At 72.8% G+C, this 17,428-nt stretch carries 17 protein-coding genes and 1 riboswitch; of the genes, 15 read left to right on the forward strand and 2 right to left on the reverse strand.

The window, feature by feature from the left end:
• The first annotated feature begins 36 nt into the window (after positions 1-36).
• Complete coding sequence (locus tag ACAV_RS07750) at positions 37-1,386, forward strand: cyclic di-GMP phosphodiesterase (RefSeq protein WP_013594015.1); 1,350 nt, start codon at positions 37-39, stop codon at positions 1,384-1,386.
• Positions 1,383-3,452: a putative bifunctional diguanylate cyclase/phosphodiesterase gene (locus tag ACAV_RS07755; RefSeq protein WP_013594016.1), complete on the forward strand. Its 2,070-nt coding sequence runs from the start codon at positions 1,383-1,385 to the stop codon at positions 3,450-3,452. The genes ACAV_RS07750 and ACAV_RS07755 overlap by 4 nt, the downstream gene beginning before the upstream one ends.
• Positions 3,453-3,750: 298 nt before the next feature.
• Here the strand turns inward: ACAV_RS07755 and ACAV_RS07760 are convergent, their stop codons facing one another.
• Entirely contained in the window at positions 3,751-4,209 is a 459-nt protein-coding gene (locus tag ACAV_RS07760; protein WP_013594017.1) for a cell division protein ZapA, read from the reverse strand.
• Entirely contained in the window at positions 4,206-4,454 is a 249-nt protein-coding gene (locus ACAV_RS07765; protein ID WP_013594018.1) for a hypothetical protein, read from the reverse strand. The genes ACAV_RS07760 and ACAV_RS07765 overlap by 4 nt, the downstream gene beginning before the upstream one ends.
• 49 nt (positions 4,455-4,503) lie before the next feature.
• Positions 4,504-4,767, forward strand: a riboswitch (cobalamin riboswitch).
• 82 nt (positions 4,768-4,849) lie between these two features.
• Here ACAV_RS07765 and ACAV_RS07770 point away from each other — a divergent pair.
• The 13 genes from ACAV_RS07770 to budC all read left to right on the forward strand — a co-directional run bounded on the left by ACAV_RS07770 (position 4,850) and on the right by budC (position 17,333).
• Entirely contained in the window at positions 4,850-6,724 is a 1,875-nt protein-coding gene (locus tag ACAV_RS07770) for a TonB-dependent receptor domain-containing protein (RefSeq protein ID WP_049791066.1), read from the forward strand.
• Positions 6,721-8,166, forward strand: coding sequence for a cobyrinic acid a,c-diamide synthase CobB (locus tag ACAV_RS07775; protein WP_013594020.1), 1,446 nt, complete (start codon positions 6,721-6,723; stop codon positions 8,164-8,166). Before ACAV_RS07770 ends, ACAV_RS07775 begins: the two co-directional genes overlap by 4 nt.
• Positions 8,163-8,798 (forward strand): bifunctional adenosylcobinamide kinase/adenosylcobinamide-phosphate guanylyltransferase, encoded by a 636-nt coding sequence (locus tag ACAV_RS07780; protein WP_013594021.1) that lies wholly within the window; start codon positions 8,163-8,165, stop codon positions 8,796-8,798. The genes ACAV_RS07775 and ACAV_RS07780 overlap by 4 nt, the downstream gene beginning before the upstream one ends.
• On the forward strand, positions 8,795-9,766 hold the full coding sequence (locus tag ACAV_RS07785) for an ABC transporter substrate-binding protein (protein WP_013594022.1): 972 nt from the start codon (positions 8,795-8,797) through the stop codon (positions 9,764-9,766). The genes ACAV_RS07780 and ACAV_RS07785 overlap by 4 nt, the downstream gene beginning before the upstream one ends.
• Positions 9,763-10,797 carry a FecCD family ABC transporter permease gene (locus ACAV_RS07790; RefSeq protein WP_013594023.1) on the forward strand — a complete coding sequence of 345 codons (1,035 nt, stop codon included), beginning with the start codon at positions 9,763-9,765 and terminating at the stop codon, positions 10,795-10,797. Before ACAV_RS07785 ends, ACAV_RS07790 begins: the two co-directional genes overlap by 4 nt.
• 4 nt (positions 10,798-10,801) lie before the next feature.
• The gene (locus tag ACAV_RS07795; protein ID WP_013594024.1) at positions 10,802-11,602 is read left to right on the forward strand and encodes an ABC transporter ATP-binding protein; all 801 of its coding nucleotides are present in this window, start codon (positions 10,802-10,804) and stop codon (positions 11,600-11,602) included.
• A 56-nt stretch (positions 11,603-11,658) separates the two neighbouring features.
• Positions 11,659-12,228 (forward strand): cob(I)yrinic acid a,c-diamide adenosyltransferase, encoded by a 570-nt coding sequence (gene cobO, locus ACAV_RS07800; RefSeq protein ID WP_013594025.1) that lies wholly within the window; start codon positions 11,659-11,661, stop codon positions 12,226-12,228.
• Between the two features lie 24 nt (positions 12,229-12,252).
• Positions 12,253-13,011: a 5,6-dimethylbenzimidazole synthase gene (gene bluB / locus ACAV_RS07805; protein ID WP_013594026.1), complete on the forward strand. Its 759-nt coding sequence runs from the start codon at positions 12,253-12,255 to the stop codon at positions 13,009-13,011.
• On the forward strand, positions 12,989-14,032 hold the full coding sequence (gene cbiB, locus ACAV_RS07810; protein WP_013594027.1) for an adenosylcobinamide-phosphate synthase CbiB: 1,044 nt from the start codon (positions 12,989-12,991) through the stop codon (positions 14,030-14,032). The genes bluB and cbiB overlap by 23 nt, the downstream gene beginning before the upstream one ends.
• On the forward strand, positions 14,029-15,117 hold the full coding sequence (locus ACAV_RS07815; RefSeq protein WP_013594028.1) for an aminotransferase class I/II-fold pyridoxal phosphate-dependent enzyme: 1,089 nt from the start codon (positions 14,029-14,031) through the stop codon (positions 15,115-15,117). The genes cbiB and ACAV_RS07815 overlap by 4 nt, the downstream gene beginning before the upstream one ends.
• A gap of 88 nt (positions 15,118-15,205) precedes the next feature.
• Positions 15,206-16,003, forward strand: coding sequence for a HipA family kinase (locus ACAV_RS07820; protein ID WP_013594029.1), 798 nt, complete (start codon positions 15,206-15,208; stop codon positions 16,001-16,003).
• Positions 15,990-16,376 (forward strand): DUF3037 domain-containing protein, encoded by a 387-nt coding sequence (locus ACAV_RS07825; RefSeq protein ID WP_013594030.1) that lies wholly within the window; start codon positions 15,990-15,992, stop codon positions 16,374-16,376. Before ACAV_RS07820 ends, ACAV_RS07825 begins: the two co-directional genes overlap by 14 nt.
• Before the next feature lie 153 nt (positions 16,377-16,529).
• Positions 16,530-17,333 (forward strand): meso-2,3-butanediol dehydrogenase, encoded by an 804-nt coding sequence (budC, locus tag ACAV_RS07830; protein WP_013594031.1) that lies wholly within the window; start codon positions 16,530-16,532, stop codon positions 17,331-17,333.
• Positions 17,334-17,428 lie beyond the last annotated feature (95 nt).

A 17,428-nucleotide genomic window follows, 5' to 3' on the forward strand; every position in this document is an offset into this window, starting at 1 on the left:
GCGGACTCGGAAACAGCTGCTCACGAACTGGTGATAATGGTTTCGAATGAGAGGCGTTACGCGCCTCTCTTATTTCGTGACCTCCCCGTGAACTCCTCCCTCCTCATCGACGTCGCCCTGCTGCGCGTCGGCATGTACATCCAGCTGGAACTGGGATGGATGAACCATCCTTTTCCGGTGAGCAGCTTCCGGATCGCGTCCGGAGACCAGATCGCCACCCTGCAATCCCTGGGGCTGGAGCAGGTGCGATGGGTGCCAGGGCGCAGCGATGCCGCGGTGCGCGCGGCAATGGAGGCTCCCGCATCCGCGCCACCAGGTTCTGCGGAACCAGCCCCCATGTCCGGCGCCGGTTCCGGCACCCCATCGGGTGCCGAACCGGCGGGTGTGCTCCATGCGCGCCTGGAGGCCCAGCGCCGCGCCCTGGCCCGCTGCGACGAGCAGTTCGCGCGGGCCACGCGGGTGTACGAGCGCCTGGCGCTGCACGTGGAGCAGGATCCGGCCGAGGCGCGCAAGGCCACCGAGTCCCTGGTCCGCGGCTGCGTGGACGAACTCATGGCCCACGGCGATTCCGCGGTCCGCCTGCTGTCGGAGCGGGCCGGCACGCGCGCCGCGCTGCATTCCGTCAACGTGGCGGTATTGTCCCTGCTGCTGGGCAAGTCGCTGGGAATGCGCGGGGACGACCTCGGTGACCTGGGCATCGCGGCGCTGCTGCACGACCTGGGCAAGATCTCCCTGCCGCCGCACGTCGCCCAGCCCAGCGCCGCGCTGGGCCCGGCCGACCAGGCCCTCTACGAGGCGCACGTGGGCGAATCCGTGGTATTGGCACAGCGCATGGGCCTGGGCCGGGCGGTGGTCTCGGCCATCGCCCAGCACCACGAACGGGCCGATGGCGGCGGTTTCCCGCTCGGGCTGCGGGGGACCGACCTGGGCCGGGCGGGCCAGGTGCTCGCGCTGGTGAACCACTATGACCGGCTGTGCAACCCATTGCGCGGCGCGGCCCCGCTGACGCCGCACGAGGCGCTGTCCGTGCTGTTCGCCCAGCACAAGTCCCGTTTCGACGCCCAGGTGCTGCAGTGCTTCATCCGGCTGATGGGGGTGTACCCCGCGGGATCGATCGTGCAGCTCACCAATGAACGCTATGCCATCGTGGTGGCGGTGGATTCGGCCCGGCCGCTGCGGCCGCAGGTGATCGTGCACGACGGCAGCGTGCCGCGCGACGAGGCGCTGGTGCTCGACCTGGAGCGCTCGCCGGACCTGGGCATCCGCCGCAGCCTGCGCCCGGCGCAGTTGCCGCGCGACGCACTGGATTACCTGTCGCCGCGCAAGCGCATTTGCTACTTCTTCGAGAGGGCGCTGGTGGCGGGCCCGGACGAGGTGCCGCAGTGAACCGCCCTGGCATCGATGTCGCGTGGCGGTCGCTGTTCGCGGGCCTGCGCGAGGCGCTCTGGCTGGTCGATGCGCAGTCGCTGAACGTGGTGATGTGCAACCGGGCCGCGGCGGAACTGGCCGGCCGGCCGCAGGAAGCCATGGAAGGGCGGCCGGTGCACCTGCTGGCCTGCACGCCCGAGGATCTCGCGTTCTGGTCGCAGGACTTGGCCGGGCTGCGGGCGGGTATCCATTCGCATTCGGGCATGCTGCGCCCCGACGGCTCCCTCGTGCCGGTGGACCGCCGCGTCGCCGCCGTCGAGTCGCCGGAGGGCATGCCGCTGCTGGTGCTGGGCATGCTGGACCGCAGCGAGCAGGCATCCATACAGGGTGAACTGGAGAGGCTGCTCTCGGAGTTGCGGGCCACGCTCGACTCCGCCGCCGACGGTATGCTGGTCTGCGACATGGGGGGCCGGGTGCGGGCCTTCAACCAGCGCATGGCCTGGCTGTGGAACATGCCGGAAGACCTGCTCGTGCAGCGCGACGACGCGGCCGTGGAGGCGCACATGGCAGACCAGGTCATCGATGCCGATGCCTACCGCGCGCGGCTGCTGGGCATCGCGCAGTTCCCGGAGGAGGAGACTCTCGACATCCTGCACCTGCGCACGGGCACCGTGATCGAGCGCCGTTCGGTGCCGCAGATGAGCCAGGGCCGGCCCATGGGGCGCGTGTACTCCTTCCGCGACCTCACCCTGCAGCATGCCGCGCAAAAGCGCATCGAGCAGCTGGCATACAGCGACGTGCTCACCGGGCTGCCCAACCGCCTGCTGCTGTCGCGCTGCGTCGCCTCGGCGCTGGAAACCGCGCGCGCCCAGGGCGGCGGCTTCGCCATCCTGTTCATCGACCTCGACCGCTTCAAGATCATCAACGATTCGCTGGGGCATCTCTTCGGCGACCGGGTGCTGCAGCTCGTGGCGCAGCGCCTGCAGGGCTGCCTGCGGCAGAGCGACATGCTGTGCCGCCTGGGCGGCGACGAGTTCGTGCTCCACCTGGATGCGGGCGACGAATCCATGGCCGAGTCGGTGGCGCACCGCATCCTGGAGGACATGCGCCAGCCCTTCATGCTCGACGGCATGGGCTTTTCCATCCAGTGCAGCATCGGCATCGCGCTGCACCCCCGGGACGGCGAGACGCTGGACGACCTGATCAAGCAGGCGGACACCGCCATGTACCGGGTCAAGGAGCGCGGCCGGGGCAGCTACGGTTTCTACCAGCCGCAGATGAATGCCGACATGCTCTCGCGCATGCAGCTGGAGCATGCGATGCGGCAGGCGCTGGACCGCGGTGATTTCGCCGTCCACTACCAGCCGCAGGTGGCGATGGCCTCGGGCCGGGTGGTGGGCGCCGAGGCACTGCTGCGCTGGAACGATCCTGGCCTGGGTGCGGTGTCGCCGGGCGTCTTCATCCCGCTGGCGGAAGAGTCGGGCTACATCGTGACCCTGGGCGCCTGGGTGCTGGAGCAGGCGATCCGCGAGGCGGCCCGGTGGATGCAGGCCGGCACGCCCCTGGTGGTGGCGGTGAACGTGTCCGCGCTGGAGTTCCGGCAGTCCGGTTTCGTGGAGCGCCTCGTGTCGCTGCTGCGCAGCCACGGGCTGCCGGCGTCGCTGCTGGAGCTGGAGCTGACCGAGACCATCCTGCTGCAGGATGCCCAGGAAATGGCGCAGCGCCTCGCGGCCCTGGCCGAGTTGGGCGTGGGCCTGTCGATCGACGATTTCGGCACGGGCTATTCGAGCCTGGCCTATCTCAAGAAGCTCCACATCCACAAGCTCAAGATCGACCAGTCGTTCGTGCGCGGCCTGCCGGACGACGAGAGCGACCGGGCGATCATCGAGGCGATCGTGCACATCGGCCGGGCGCTGCGCATCCAGGTGGTGGCCGAGGGTGTCGAGACCCCGCAGCAGCGCGAGGCGCTGCAGGCCATGCAGTGCCACTACTTCCAGGGGTTCCTGGTGGCGCCGGGATTGCCCGCGGAGGACTTCCGAGCCCTGGTGGCGCGGGATGCACAGGGGAGCTGCGCCCCGGCATGAGCCCGCTGCGGCGGGCCGTGCCTGCAGGCACGGCCCGCAACGCAAAAGCGCCGCGGGGTTGCCGCGGCGCTCGGGGAAGAAGGTGTCCGCAGTAGCCGCCGGACCGTCATCCTGAACCGGGGGTTCAGGGGGGCGAGGGCAGCCAGGCGTTGGGTTCATCTGACGCGAGATGATCACGCTCACCGGGCAATGTACCAAGCCCTTGCTCATGGAGCATTGGTTCAAGGAAATATAAAGCCCGGCGGCACTGCAGACGCCCCCATTGTAGGCGCGCAAATCGCCCTTTGGAAGTGCAGGGTCAGGCCGGCCGTCCGTCCTCGCCCAGCGCATGGTCCAGGCGCCGCAGCAGCGCCTGCAGCGCGTCGCCGTCCGGTGCCTCGCCGTCGGCCAGCAGGCTGCGCTGGGCAGGTCCGTCGGCGGCCGGCGCGGGGCCAGCCGGAGCCGCCTGCGCATCCGCTGCCGCGTACGTATCCGCGGCGGCGTACCCATCCGCCGAAGGGGGAAGGCCCGGGGGCTCCTGCGCGGCCGGCGCCTCGGCGGGCGAGGCTGCCGCACGGGCCTGGTCGGCCAGTTCGAAGGCCAGATTCAGGGCCGCCAGCACGGCGATGCGCTCGCGCGCGCGCACCTTGCCGGCATCGCGGATGCGGACCATGGCCGCATCCACGCGCTCGACCGCCTGCAGCAGCCGTTCCTGCTGGCCTTCCGGACAGGCGAGGCGGTAGCTCTGCTGCATGATCTGCACTTCGATCTGGTTCATTCGGCCTCCTTGGGCAGGTCGGTCGGGGTGGCCGGGGCATCGGCCGGCGGGGGCGGCATTTTCTCCAGCAGCGCGTCGATGCGCGTGCGGGCCGTGTTCAGGCGCGACCGGAGCGAGTCGCGCTCCTGCGTGAGCGAGACCACCTGGGCGGTGAGCAGGGCGTTGGCGCGCTGCAGCTCGGCGTGGCGCACGAGCAGCCGCTCCACGCGCTCGGTGATCTGGTCGAGGGGGGAGGGTGAATCCATGCACGGATTGTAGGGTTGGGGCCGGGCGGGGGAATATGTATCGAAACGTCCTAGAATCCGCTGCGTTGGTGCCAGCGGCCTGGTTCACAGGCCGCGGTTCAACGGGAAGCAGGGAGGCGCCGTCCGCCACGGACGCGCCGTGCCTGCGCTGCCCCCGCAACGGTCCGTGGAAAGAAAGCTGCCCGCCCCTTCCGGCGGGGCGGCTTTCGCCGCCTCCTGCACATAGCCACTGGGTGCCTTGAACAAGCGCCTGGGAAGGCGCAGGAGCGTGTCGTCCACCAGCCCGGATACCGGCCAACACGGAGGCCGTGCCCAGAGCCATCAGCCTGGGCGCGGCCGTGTCGCCCAATGCCGGCGGGGAGGCCGGCGCGGGCTCGTTTTCTGCGATCGCTTCCATGCATTCTCCGATTCCCCGCTTCCGCGGCGCCGCCGGCGCACGTGCTGCCTTTCCGTTCCTCCATGCGCCTGCCACGCTGGTCCTGCTCGCCACGGGCATGGCGCTGGCCCCGGCAGCGCATGCCGCCACCGCCGCCCCGATGGGCGAGGTCGTGGTGACCGCCAACCGCACGCCCCAGCCCCTGGCCGATCTCGTGGCCGACGTCTCCATCGTGGACCGCGACACCATCGAGGCCAGCGGTGCCACGGGTCTCGCCGACGTGCTGGCCCGCGTCCCGGGTATCGAGATTTCGCGCAACGGCGGGCCGGGAACGACGACCAGCGTCTACCTGCGCGGCGCGGAGCAGCGCTTCACGGCCGTCTATATCGATGGCGTGCGCGTGGATTCGCAAACCACGGGCGGTGCGCCCTGGGAGGCGATCCCGCTGGGCCTCATCGACCGCATCGAGGTGCTGCGCGGGCCGGCCGCCGCGGTGTACGGCTCGGACGCCGTGGGCGGCGTGATCCAGATCTTCACGCGCAAGGGCGAGGGCCCGGCGCAACCCTACGTGGGCATCGGCGCCGGCAGCCATGGCACCTACAAGGCCGAGGCCGGCGTGAGCGGCTCGGCGGGCGAGGGCCGCGCGGTGGACTACGCGCTGGGCTTCGAGCGCGAGATCAGCGACGGCTTCAACGCACGGCCCATCGCGGGCCAGAACCCCGACAAGGACGGCCTGCGCCGCTCCGCCGTGAACGCACGCGTGGGCCTGCAGATCGATCCGCGCCAGCGCCTCGAAGGCACGCTGCTGGGCGCCGACACCAACGCAGGCTACGACACCACGCCCCTGGGCAACGACGACCGCGCCCTGCATCGCATGCATGCGCTGGGGCTGAACTGGCGGGCGCAATGGAGCGACCGCTACACCACCCGCCTGTCGGTCACGGATTCGCGCGAGCGCTACGAGACGCGCCCCTCGCCCTACACCGCCGATACGCGCCTGCGTGGCTACCTGTTCCAGAACGAGTGGCGCGAGGGTGCGCACCTCTTCACCGCCGCGCTGGAGCGCCGCGAGGACCAGCTGCGCAACGGTGGCCTCGATGGCGACCGTTCGCAGGACGCGCTGGCGCTGGGCTACGGCTTCACCGCCGGCCCGCATGCGTTGCAGATCAACGCACGCCATGATTCGGACAGCGAGTTCGGGGGCCACAACACCGGCAGCATCGCCTATGGCTATGCGATCACGCCGCAATGGCGGGCCACGGCATCGGCCGGCACCGCGTTCCGCGCCCCCACGCTCTACCAGCGTTTCAGCCCTTACGGCGTCGCGTCGCTGAAGCCGGAAGAGGGCCGCAACGTGGAACTGGGGCTGCGCTGGGCGCAGGGTGCGAGCAGCGCGTCCGTGGTGGCCTACCGCAACCGCGTGAAGAACCTCATCGTCTTCGGCGAGGCCGGCCCGTGCCAGGATGAGTTCGGCTGCTATGCCAACGCGGGCCGGGCGAAGTACGAGGGCGTGACGCTGTCCGCGCAGCACACCCTGGGCGGCGTGCAGCTGCGCGCATCCGTGGACCTGCAGAACCACCGCGACGACACCACCGGCCGCCAGTTGCCCCGCCGTGCCAGGCGCCACGCGACGCTGGGTGCCGACACGCGCATCGCCGGCTGGACGGTGGGCTCCGAGGTGCAGGCCGAGGGCCGGCGCTTCGACAACGCCGCCAACACCGCGGTGCTGGGCGGCTACACGCTCGTCAACCTGTATGCCAGCACGCGCGTGGCGCAGGACACGACGCTGCTCGCGCGCGTGGACAACCTCGCCGACAGGAACTACCAGACCGCGCGCACCTATGCGCAGGCGGGCCGCACGTTCTATGTAGGCCTGAAGTGGGCGCCGCGATGAGCAGGGCCGCCGGCACGGCGGGCAGCATCCGCTGTCCGGCGATCGCGATCGCCGCGCCGTCGTCGGGGCAGGGCAAGACCACCGTGACCGCCGCGCTGGCGCGCCTGCACGTGCGGCAGGGGCGGCGCGTGCGCGTGTTCAAGTGCGGGCCGGATTTCCTCGACCCGTGCTGGCTGGAGCAGGCCAGCGGCGCGCCGGTGCATGCCATCGATCTCTGGATGACCGGCGAACAGGACGCAGCCGAACGGCTGCACGCCGCGGCGCAGGAGGCCGACCTGATCCTGGTCGAGGGCGTGATGGGCCTGTTCGACGGCACGCCCAGCCTCGCGGACCTCGCGCAGCGCTTCGGCCTGCCGGTGCTGGCGGTGGTGGATGCCTCCGCCATGGCGGGCACCTTCGGCGCGCTGGCCTGGGGCCTGCGGCACTACCGCCCGGGCCTGCCCTGGGCAGGGGTGCTGGCCAACCGCGTGGGCAGCGCCCGGCATGCCGGCATGCTGCAGGAGAGCCTGGCGGATGCGGGCGACTGGATGGGCGCCCTGGCGCGCGTCGCCCCGCCTGCGGCGGATGCGCCAGCAGGCGACGCGCCACCGGGCCGCCAGCGGGCGGGGCTGCTGCCCGAGCGGCACCTGGGCCTGGTGGCCGCGCACGAACTGGCCGACGGCCTGGCGCGCATCGACCTGGCCGCCGATGCGCTGGCGCAGACGCCCCTGGGCCGGCTGTCGCCGCAGGAATGGCAGGACCGGTTTGCCGTGGAGTTCGCCGCGCCCGCGCCGCGCGCCGCGGTGCCGCCGCTGCTGGCCGGCCGCACCGTGGCGGTGGCCGGAGATGCCGCGTTCTGCTTCGTCTACCGGGCCAACCTGCAGACGCTGGAGGCCCTGGGCGCAAGCGTGCGGCGCTTCTCGCCGCTGCAGGATGCGGAGTTGCCGGCCTGCGACGCCGTGTGGCTGCCCGGCGGCTATCCGGAGCTGCACACCGACCGCCTGGCGGCCAACACCGGCATGCAGCGCAGCCTGCGGGCCCACGTGGAGGCCGGCCGGCCCGTATGGGCAGAATGCGGCGGCATGATGGCGCTCTTCGAATCGATCACCCTCGCGGACGGCACGCGCAAGCCGCTCTGGGGGCTGCTGCCGGGCCATGTGGCCATGCAGCGGCGCCTGGCCGCGCTGGGGCCGCAGCAGCTGGACCTGGACGGCCATGTGCTGCGTGGCCACACCTTCCATTACTCGACCTGCGAGAGCAGCGCCCCCGTGCGCGCGCGCACCCGCCGCCCGGATCCGGGCGAGGGCGGCGCGGGCGAGGCGCTCTACCGGCAGGGCAGCATCCACGCGAGCTATTTCCACGCCTGGTTCCCCTCCAGCCCCCGGGCCGTGGCGGCGCTGTTCGGCGCCGGGGGCGCACTGGCGGAGCCGGTGCCGGCGGCGGCTCCGGAGGCCACCGCATGACGGCCCCGGCCGCCCCTTTCGCGGGCGATGGCGTCGGCGGCGGCATGCCGGGCGCTCGGCTGTCGGTCGCGCGCAGCGAATTCATCCTGGGCGGGCAGAAGAGCGGCAAGTCGCGCCGGGCCGAGATGCTGGCGCGCACCTGGATGGAGGCCTCCGGCGCTCACGGCGCGGTGCTCATCGCCACCGGCCGGGCCTGGGACGACGAGATGCGCGAGCGCATCGCCCGCCACCAGCGCGAGCGCGCGGTGCGCGTGCCGGGCATGGAGACGCTGGAGGAGCCGCTGGACGTGGCTGGCGCACTGGCGCGCTGCTCGCGGGCGGGGACCCTGGTGGTGGTCGACTGCCTCACGCTGTGGCTCACGCAGTGGCTGATGCCGCTGCCGGAGGCACCACCGCCGGGCGACTTCGGGCCCCAGTGCCGGGCCTTCCTGGAGGCCATCCGGCAGGCGCCGGGGCCGGTGGTGCTGGTCGGCAACGAGATCGGGCTGGGCGTCATCCCCCTGGGCCGCGAGGTGCGCGCGTTCGTGGATGCGCTGGGGCGCCTCAACCAGCGCACGGCCGGGGCCTGCGCACGTGTCACCCTCATGGCGGCCGGACTGCCGCTCGCGCTGAAGGAGGCGCCGCAGCCATGAACCGGTGGTGCCGCGTGATTCCTTTCCTGCAGCGCCTGGGGGCGGTGGCCCTGCTGGCAGGGGCTGCCGGCGCGCCGGTGCCGGCGCTGGCGCAGGTCCCTCCGAAGCCCGCCACCGCGGCCTCTGTGGCCTCCGCGGGGCCGGACGCTCCCGCGGGCGGCGTGGCGATCACCGACGGCCGCGGCCGCCGCATCGCCTTCGCGCGGCCGCCGCAGCGCATCGTGAGCCTGCTGCCCTCGCTCACCGAATCGGTCTGCGCACTGCAGCAGTGCGCGCGGCTGGTGGGCGTGGACCGCTACTCCAACTGGCCCGAATCCGTGCGCGCGCTGCCGCAGATGGGCGGCGGCATCGATCCGAACATCGAAGCCATCGCCGCCCAGCGGCCGGACGTGGTGCTGCTGGCGACCAGTTCGCGCGCGAGCGACCGGCTCGAAGCGCTGGGCATTCCCGTGGTGGCGCTGGAGCCCAAGACGCATGCCGACGTGCGCGCGGTGCTGCGCACCCTGGGTACGCTGCTGGCCGTGCCGCCGCAGCAGGGCGCCGACCGCGTGTGGCGCGAGATCGACGCGGGCGTGCAGGCGGCCGCGCAGTCGCTGCCGGAGCGCGCGCGCGGCGCGCGCGTGTATTTCGAGGTGAGCCGGGGGCCGTACGCGGCCGGCACCTCGTCCTTCATCGGCGAGACGCTGGCCCGCCTGGGCGCGCGCAACGTGGTGCCGCCTGAACTGGGGCCGTTTCCGCGGCTGAACCCCGAGTTCGTCGTGCGGGCGCAGCCGGAAATCATCATGGTGGGCAACAGCAGCATGCAGGCCCTGGTGCCGTACCCGGGCTGGGACAGCCTGCGCGCGGTGCAGGGGCAGCGCGTCTGCGTGTTCTCCCCGCGCGAGGCCGACGTGGCGGTGCGCCCCGGACCGCGCATGGCGGATGCCGCGCGCATCATGGCGCGGTGCCTCGCGGACAAGGCGCCATGAGGACGGTGGACGACGGGGCCGGGGATGCCGGCGGCGCCCGCCGGGCGGCGTGGCTGGCCGCGGGACTGCTGCTGGCCGGCGCGGCCCTGGTGATGCTGGGCGCGAGCGTGGGCAGCACCGGCATCGGACTGGCCTGGGGCCCGGATGCCGACCCCGTGGCCCGGCAGATCCTCTGGGACATCCGCCTGCCGCGCACGCTGGGCGCCTGGCTCGCAGGGGCGCTGCTCGGCCTGTCCGGCGCGGTGGCGCAGGGACTGTTCCGCAATCCGCTGGCGGACCCGTACCTTCTCGGCAGCGCCTCGGGCGCGGCGCTCGGGGGCGCGCTGGCCATGGCGCTGTTCGGGCTGTCGCCCGGCGCATCGCAGTGGCTCGCGCGGCTGGGCGTGACGGGCATGGCCTTCTTCGGCGCCGTGGCGGCCGTGCTGCTCACGCTGGTGCTGGCGCGCGGCGTGCAGCACACGCTGCGGCTGCTGCTGGCGGGCGTGATCGTGGGCGTGGTGCTCGGCGCCGCGCGCGATCTGGTGGAGCTGGCGTCGCCCGAGATCCTGCAGGCCATGCAGGCCTTTACCCTGGGCAGCACCGCTTTCGTGGGCTGGATCGCCTGCGGGCTGATGGCCGGGGCCTGGGCGCTCGGCGCCGGCACCGCCTGGGTGCTGGCGCGTGCGCTGGACGGGCTGGTGCTGGGCGAGGCCACGGCGGCCAGCCTGGGCCTGCCGCTCGCGCCCATGCGCGCGGGGCTGGTGGCGGCGATGGCGCTGGCCACCGGCACCGCGGTGGCGCAGACGGGCCTGATCGCCTTCGTGGGCCTGGCCGCTCCGCACCTGGTGCGCTCCATCGCACCGACCACCCACCAGCGCCATGTGGTGCTATCCAGCCTCATGGGCGCGGTGCTGCTGCTGGCTGCGGACATCCTCGCGCGCTGGATCGTCGCGCCGCAGGAGCTGCCCGTGGGCGTGCTCACGGCGGCGCTGGGCGGCAGCTACCTGCTGTGGCTCATGCACCGCCGCACCCAGCTGGGCCGGGGAGGCTGAGCGCATGGACCGCACCATTGCCCTGCAGGCGTCCGGCCTCTGCGCATCCTTCGGCGGCACGCCCGTGCTGCGCGACGTGGACCTGCGCATTCCCGCCGGCCGCTGGACCAGCGTGGTCGGACCGAACGGCGCCGGCAAATCGACCCTGCTCAAGGCCCTGGCGGGCCTGCTGCCGGGCGGCGCCGTGCGCGGCCACATCGACTTGATGGGCCGTCCGCTGCCGCGATGGGGCGCGCGGAAGCGTGCGCGCCAGCTCGCGTGGCTGGGGCAGGGCGAGGCCGGCTCCGATGGATTGCCCGCCTACGATATCGCCATGCTGGGCCGCCTGCCGCACCAGCCCTGGCTCGCACCGCCCAGCCCGGCGGACCATGCCGCCGTGCGCGCTGCGCTGGAGGCCACGCAGGCCTGGGCATGGCGCCACCGCCCGCTTGCCGAACTCTCCGGCGGCGAACGCCAGCGCGTGCTGCTGGCCCGTGCGTTGGCCGTGCAGGCCCCGGTGCTGCTCATGGACGAGCCGCTCGCCCACCTCGACCCGCCCCACCAGGCCGACTGGCTGCAGACCGTGCGTGGTCTGGTGCGGCAGGGCTGCGCGGTGGTGAGCGTGCTGCACGAGGTGTCGTTCGCGCTGCAGGCCGATGCGCTGGTGATCCTGGCCGAAGGCCGGGTGCTCCACCATGGTCCGGGCGATGATCCCGCCACCCACGCGGCGCTGGAAGCCGTGTTCGGCCATCGCATCCGCGTGCGCGAGGTGGACGGCCTGCGCGTGGCGGTGCCGTGCGTCGGTCCGGTCGCGCCAGGCGGCTGACACCGCTCCCTGGCCAGGCCTTTCATTTCTCCTTCCCTCATTCATTTTTCTTCCGCATGCAGATCGAATCTCCTCCCACCGAGCGCCGCTCGGACAAGCCGGACGGCGAGCGCCGCGGCCTCGTGCTGGTGCATACCGGCGACGGCAAGGGCAAGAGCACGGCGGCCTTCGGCCTCGCGCTGCGCGCGCACGGTCGCGGCAAGCCCGTGAAGATCTTCCAGTTCATGAAGGTGCCCAGCGCGCGCTTCGGCGAGCACCGCGTCTTCGAACAGCTCGGCATTCCCATCGAGGGCCTGGGCGACGGCTTCAGCTGGAAGAGCCGTGACCTGGAACATTCGGCCGCCCTGGCCCGCGCCGGCTGGGAGCGTGCCCGGGATGCCATCCTGGGCGGGGGGCATTTCCTGGTGGTGCTCGACGAGATCACCTATCCGCTCATCTACGGCTGGGTGCCGCTGCAGGAGGTGCTGCAGGCACTGCGCCATCGGCCGCGCGACGTGCATGTGGTGCTGACGGGGCGCCGCTGCCCGCAGGAACTGATCGACCTGGCGGACACGGTCACCGAGATGGGCCTGGTCAAGCATGCGTTCCGGGCCGGTGTGCCGGCGCAGCGCGGCATCGAGGACTGACGCTTGCATATGGACGGCAATGGCATGGCACCCGGCGAATCCGGTGCGGCAGCGGGCGAGGCCTACAGCGCCGCGGAGCGCGAGGCCATCTACCGCGCCATCCGCGAGCGGCGCGACATGCGCCACTTCGCGGGCGGGCACGTCGAACCCGCGGTGCTCGAGCGCCTGCTGCGCGCCGCGCACGAGGGGCCCAGCGTGGGCTTCATGCAGCCCTGGCGCTTCATCCGCGTGTCCGACGCCTCGCTGCGGCGCGCGCTGCACGCCTGCGTCGATGCCGAGCGCCTGCGCACGGCCGAGGTGCTGGCCAGCCCCGCGCCGGATGCGGCCGGGCCGGCGGTGCAGGGCGCGGGGCGGCAGGATGAGTTCCTGCGGCTCAAGCTGGAGGGCATCCTCGATGCGGCGGAACTGATCGCGGTGGTGCTGGCCGACGGGCGCGACGCCCACGTGTTCGGCCGCCGCACCATGCCCCACATGGACGTGGCCTCGGTGGGCTGCGCCATCGAGAACCTCTGGCTGGCCGCGCGCGCGGAAGGGCTGGGGATGGGCTGGGTGTCGATCTTCGATCCCCTCGACGTCGCGCGCCTGCTGGGCCTGCCGCACGGCGCCGAGCCGGTCGCGTTGCTCTGCCTGGGGCCGGTACATGGCTTCTATCCATCGCCCATGCTGGAGCGCGAGCGCTGGGCGCGCCGCGCGCCGCTGGCATCGGTGGTGTTCGACGGGGCCTGGGGGCGCCCGGCGCCCTGGCTGTCCGGCGGCGAAGATGGGGGTGCCGAGGGTGGCTGACGGCGGCTCCCCGCTGCTGCAGGCCCTGCTGGCCGCGCTGCCCTGGGCCGCCGCCCTTGCGGCCGCGCTGGTGATCGACCGCTGGTGTGGCGAGCCGCCGGTGGCCCTGCACCCGGTGGTCTGGATGGGGCGTGCGCTGCACTGGTGGGGCGATCGCATCGCGCCCGCGCAGCCGGTGGCCGCGGATGCCCGGGCTTTCGTGCTGGGCGCTGCGGCCTGGCTGCTGATGGCCTCGGTGGTGGCCGGTGCCGCCGTGGCGCTGCAGCACGCGGCACTCCAACTGCCCGCATGGCTGGCGGTGCCCGTGCTGGCCCTGCTGCTCAAGCCCCTGCTGGCCTGGCGCATGCTGCGCGACGAGGTCGTGGCCGTGGAGGATGCCCTGGCGCAATCGCTGGAGGCCGGGCGCGAGCGGCTGTCGCGCCTGGTGAGCCGCGACGTCCACGCGCTGCAGGCCGTGCAGGTACGCGAATCCGCCATCGAGTCGCTGGCCGAGAACCTGAACGATTCCGTGGTGGCGCCGCTTTTCTGGTTCATGCTGCTGGGGCTGCCCGGCGCGGCGCTCTACCGCTTCGCCAACACCGCGGATGCCATGTGGGGCTATCCCGGCATGCGTAGCGGGCGCTACTGGCAATGGGCCGGCAAGTGGGCGGCGCGCGCGGACGACGTGCTCTCGTGGGTGCCCGCGCGCATTACCGCGGTGCTGCTGGCGCTGTGCGGGCGCCGCGTGCGCTGGGCCGCGGTGGCCCGGCAGGCGCGCCGGACGCCGTCGCCCAACAGCGGCTGGCCGATGGCCGCGATGGCGCTCGCGCTGGATGTGCGGCTGTGCAAGCCCGGCGTGTACACCCTGCACCGCCGCGGCAGGGCGGCGGCGCCGCCGGACACCCACCGGGCCGCCGCGCTGGCCGCCCGCGCCGTGGCATGGTGCCTGCCGCTTGCCCTGGCCGCGCTCTGGGCGCTGGAGTGGCTGCGCGTCGGCCTGCATATCGCCCTGCACGTCGCACTGGGAGGCGTGCTGCGATGACGCGACAGGCGCTCGACGGCGGCGCGGGCGCACAGGGCTTGCCGGTGCATGGCGGCCCGGATGCCCTGGGCGTTCCGCTGCATGATTTTTCCACCAACGCGAATGCCTGCGGGCCCTGTCCGGCCGCCCTGGCGGCCGTGCGCGGGGCCGATGCCGCGCGCTATCCCGATCCGGCCTACACCGCGCTGCGCGAGGCCCTGGGCGCATGGCACGGCGTGGCGCCCGGGCGCATCCTGCCGGCCGCGAGCGCCAGCGAATTCATCCACCGCTTCACGGCGTGGGCCGCACGGCAGGGCGTGGCCGGGGTGGCGGTGCCCGCGCATGCCTATGGCGACTATGCGCGCGCGGCCCGGGCCTGGGGCCTGCCGCTGCTCGCGTCCCCGGGGCCGGGAGCGGAGGAGGGTGCGAAGAAGGATTCCGGGAAGGCCGTGCTGCACTGGGCCTGCGAACCCGGCAGTCCGCTCGGCACGCCCGATCCTGGCCTGGAGGCATGGCACGCGCGGGCTGCCATCGATAGCGGCGCGCCGGATACCGACCTGCGCATCGTCGATTGCGCCTACGCGCCGCTGCGGCTGGAGTCCGCCGGTGGCCCGCTGCCCGCGAACGCATGGCAGCTCTGGACGCCCAACAAGGCCCTGGGCCTCACGGGCGTGCGCGCTGCCTATGCCATCGCGCCGGCCTGCGTACCGCAGCGCGAGCTGGAGGCGCTGCAGGCGCTGGCGCCCTCCTGGCCGATCGGCGCGCACGGGGTCGCGATGCTGTCGGCCTGGACGGCGCCGCAGGTGCAGGAGTGGCTTGCCGCGTCGCTGGGCACGCTGCGCGTATGGAAGGCGGCCCAGCAGGCGTTGTGCGAAGGCATGGGCTGGGCCGTGCTGGCCGGAAGCCGTGCCAACTATTTCGTGGCCCGCCCCCCGGTGGCCGACCTGGCGCCCTGTCTGCAGGCCCTGCGGCTGCAGGGTGTGAAGCTGCGCGACTGCGGCAGCTTCGGGCTGCCCGGCTGCGTGCGGCTCGGCGTGCTGCCGCCGGCATCGCAGCAGGCATTGCAAGCCGCATGGCAGGCAGCGCGGCCGGCCACCGCGGCATGAGGCCGGTGGCCGTCGTTGGCGCCTCGCTACCATTGCCGCTTTTGCCGCCATCCATGCCATCCCTCCACCCCGGTCCCGGAGCCCTGCCGTGCGTTCCATCACCGTAAGCCGCTACGTCACGCCGCTGCGCGAGGGCGGCTCCATGCCGGCCGTCGTCGAGGGCGACGACCTCGGCGTCTATGTCCTCAAGTTCCGTGGCGCCGGGCAGGGCGTGCGCGCGCTCATGGCCGAGATCATCGCCGGCGGCATCGCCCGTGCGCTGGAATTGCCCGTGCCCGAGATCGTGCTGGCCCAGCTCGACCCGGCGCTCGCGCAGACCGAGCCCGACCCCGAGATCCAGGACCTGATCCGCGCGAGCGCCGGGCTGAACGTGGCGCTCGACTATCTCTCCGGCGCCGTGAACTTCGATCCGGCGGTGGACCGCGTCACGCCCGGTTTCGCCTCGCGCCTCGTCTGGTTCGACGCACTCGTGGGTAACGTGGACCGCACCGCGCGCAACACCAACCTGCTGGTGTGGCACCGCAACCCGTGGCTGATCGACCATGGCGCATCGCTCACCTTCCACCACGCCTGGAACGGCGCGGTGGCGCAGCCCGCCAGACCGTTCGCGCCGATCGCCGACCACGTGCTGCTGTCCCAGGCCACGGAACTGGCGGCAGTGGATGCCGGACTGGCGGCGCGCCTGACCCCTCAATGCCTGCAGGCGGTGCTGGCCGAGGTGCCCGACCTGTTCCTGGCGCAGGCGGCAGAGGGCCACGGGGGCGGGCAGGGCGACGGGCCGCTCGCCGATCCGGCAGCGCACCGGCAGGCCTATGTCGATTACTTCCTGGCGCGGCTCGCGGGCCGGCAGGCCTGGCTGCAGGGGGCGATCGATGCACGCGGCTGACGTCTATGACTACGCCATCGTGCGCGTGGTGCCGCGCGTGGAGCGCGAGGAATTCATCAATGCCGGCGTGATCCTCTCGTGCCAGCGGTCCGGCTTCCTGCAGGCCGCGACCGCGCTCGACGAGGCACGCCTGCTCGCGCTCGACCCGCAGGCCGACCTGGACACGGTGCGGCGCCACCTGGGCGCCATCGTGGCCATCTGCGCGGGCGATGCGGGCTGCGGTCCGATCGCGGCGCTGCCCTACCGGGCCCGCTTCCACTGGCTCACCGCGCGGCGCAGCGCGATCATCCAGACCTCGCCCGTGCATACCGGGCGCTGCACGGACGCGGCGGCGGCGCTGGAGCACATCATGGACCGCATGGTCCGGCGCTGAAGAGTCCGGCGCCCTCCGCCCGGTGTGCGTTCGGGCTGGCAGGCGGGATGCCCTCCGACAGGCATACGGTGCCGAAGGCGCACGGACGCGGGGGCGGACCGCGCGAAGAATGGACGTTTGCTTTCCACGCAGACCCTACGAAAGGAACGTCCCATGGCATCCCCATCCCCGCAGTCCACTTCCGCCGACCCGTCCCGGCGCTTCGCCGGCAAGGTCGTCATCGTCACCGGGGCGGGCTCCGGCATCGGCGCCGCCACCGCGCGCCGCTTCTCGCAGGAAGGGGCGATGGTCGCCATCGCCGACCTGAGCGACGACAAGCTCGCCGCCACGCGCGCCGACCTGCCGGCGGACCGCACGCTCGCGCACCCGGCGGACGTCTCGAAGTTCGAAGACGTCCAGGCCCTGGTGGCAGCCACCGTCGAGCGTTTCGGCCACCTCGACGTCATGGTGAACAACGCCGGCATCGCCGTGCAGGGCAAGGTCACGGAGGCCAGCCTGGAGGACTGGCAGCGCGTCCTGGCCACCAATGTCTCCGGCGTGTTCCACGGCGCGCGCGTCGCCATGCCGCACCTGCTGAAGACCCGGGGCTGCATCGTCAATACCTCGTCGGTCTCGGGCCTGGGCGGCGACTGGGACATGAGCTTCTACAACACCTCCAAGGGCGCCGTCTCCAACTTCACCCGCGCGCTCGCGCTGGACCACGGCAAGGACGGCGTGCGCGTGAACGCCGTGGCGCCCAGCCTCACCTTCACGGGCATGACCGAGGACATCAAGAGCGATCCCGAACTGCTCGCCAAGTTCGCCGAACGCATCCCGCTGGGCCGCGGCGCCGAGCCCGAGGAGATCGCCTCCGTGATCGCTTTCCTCGCGAGCCCGGACGCCGGCTTCGTCACCGGCGTGGTGCTGCCGGTGGATGGCGGCGTGTCGGCATCGAACGGGCAGCCGCCGCAGGGCTGAGCCGTAGGCCGGGCCGGCCAACGCACTTTCAGGCACCGCGGCGCAGGGGACAATAGGCGCATTGCGCTATCCGGGTGGACACCTGCCTGGATGGG

The sequence above is a fragment of the Paracidovorax avenae ATCC 19860 genome (assembly GCF_000176855.2).
GTDB lineage: Bacteria > Pseudomonadota > Gammaproteobacteria > Burkholderiales > Burkholderiaceae_C > Paracidovorax > Paracidovorax avenae.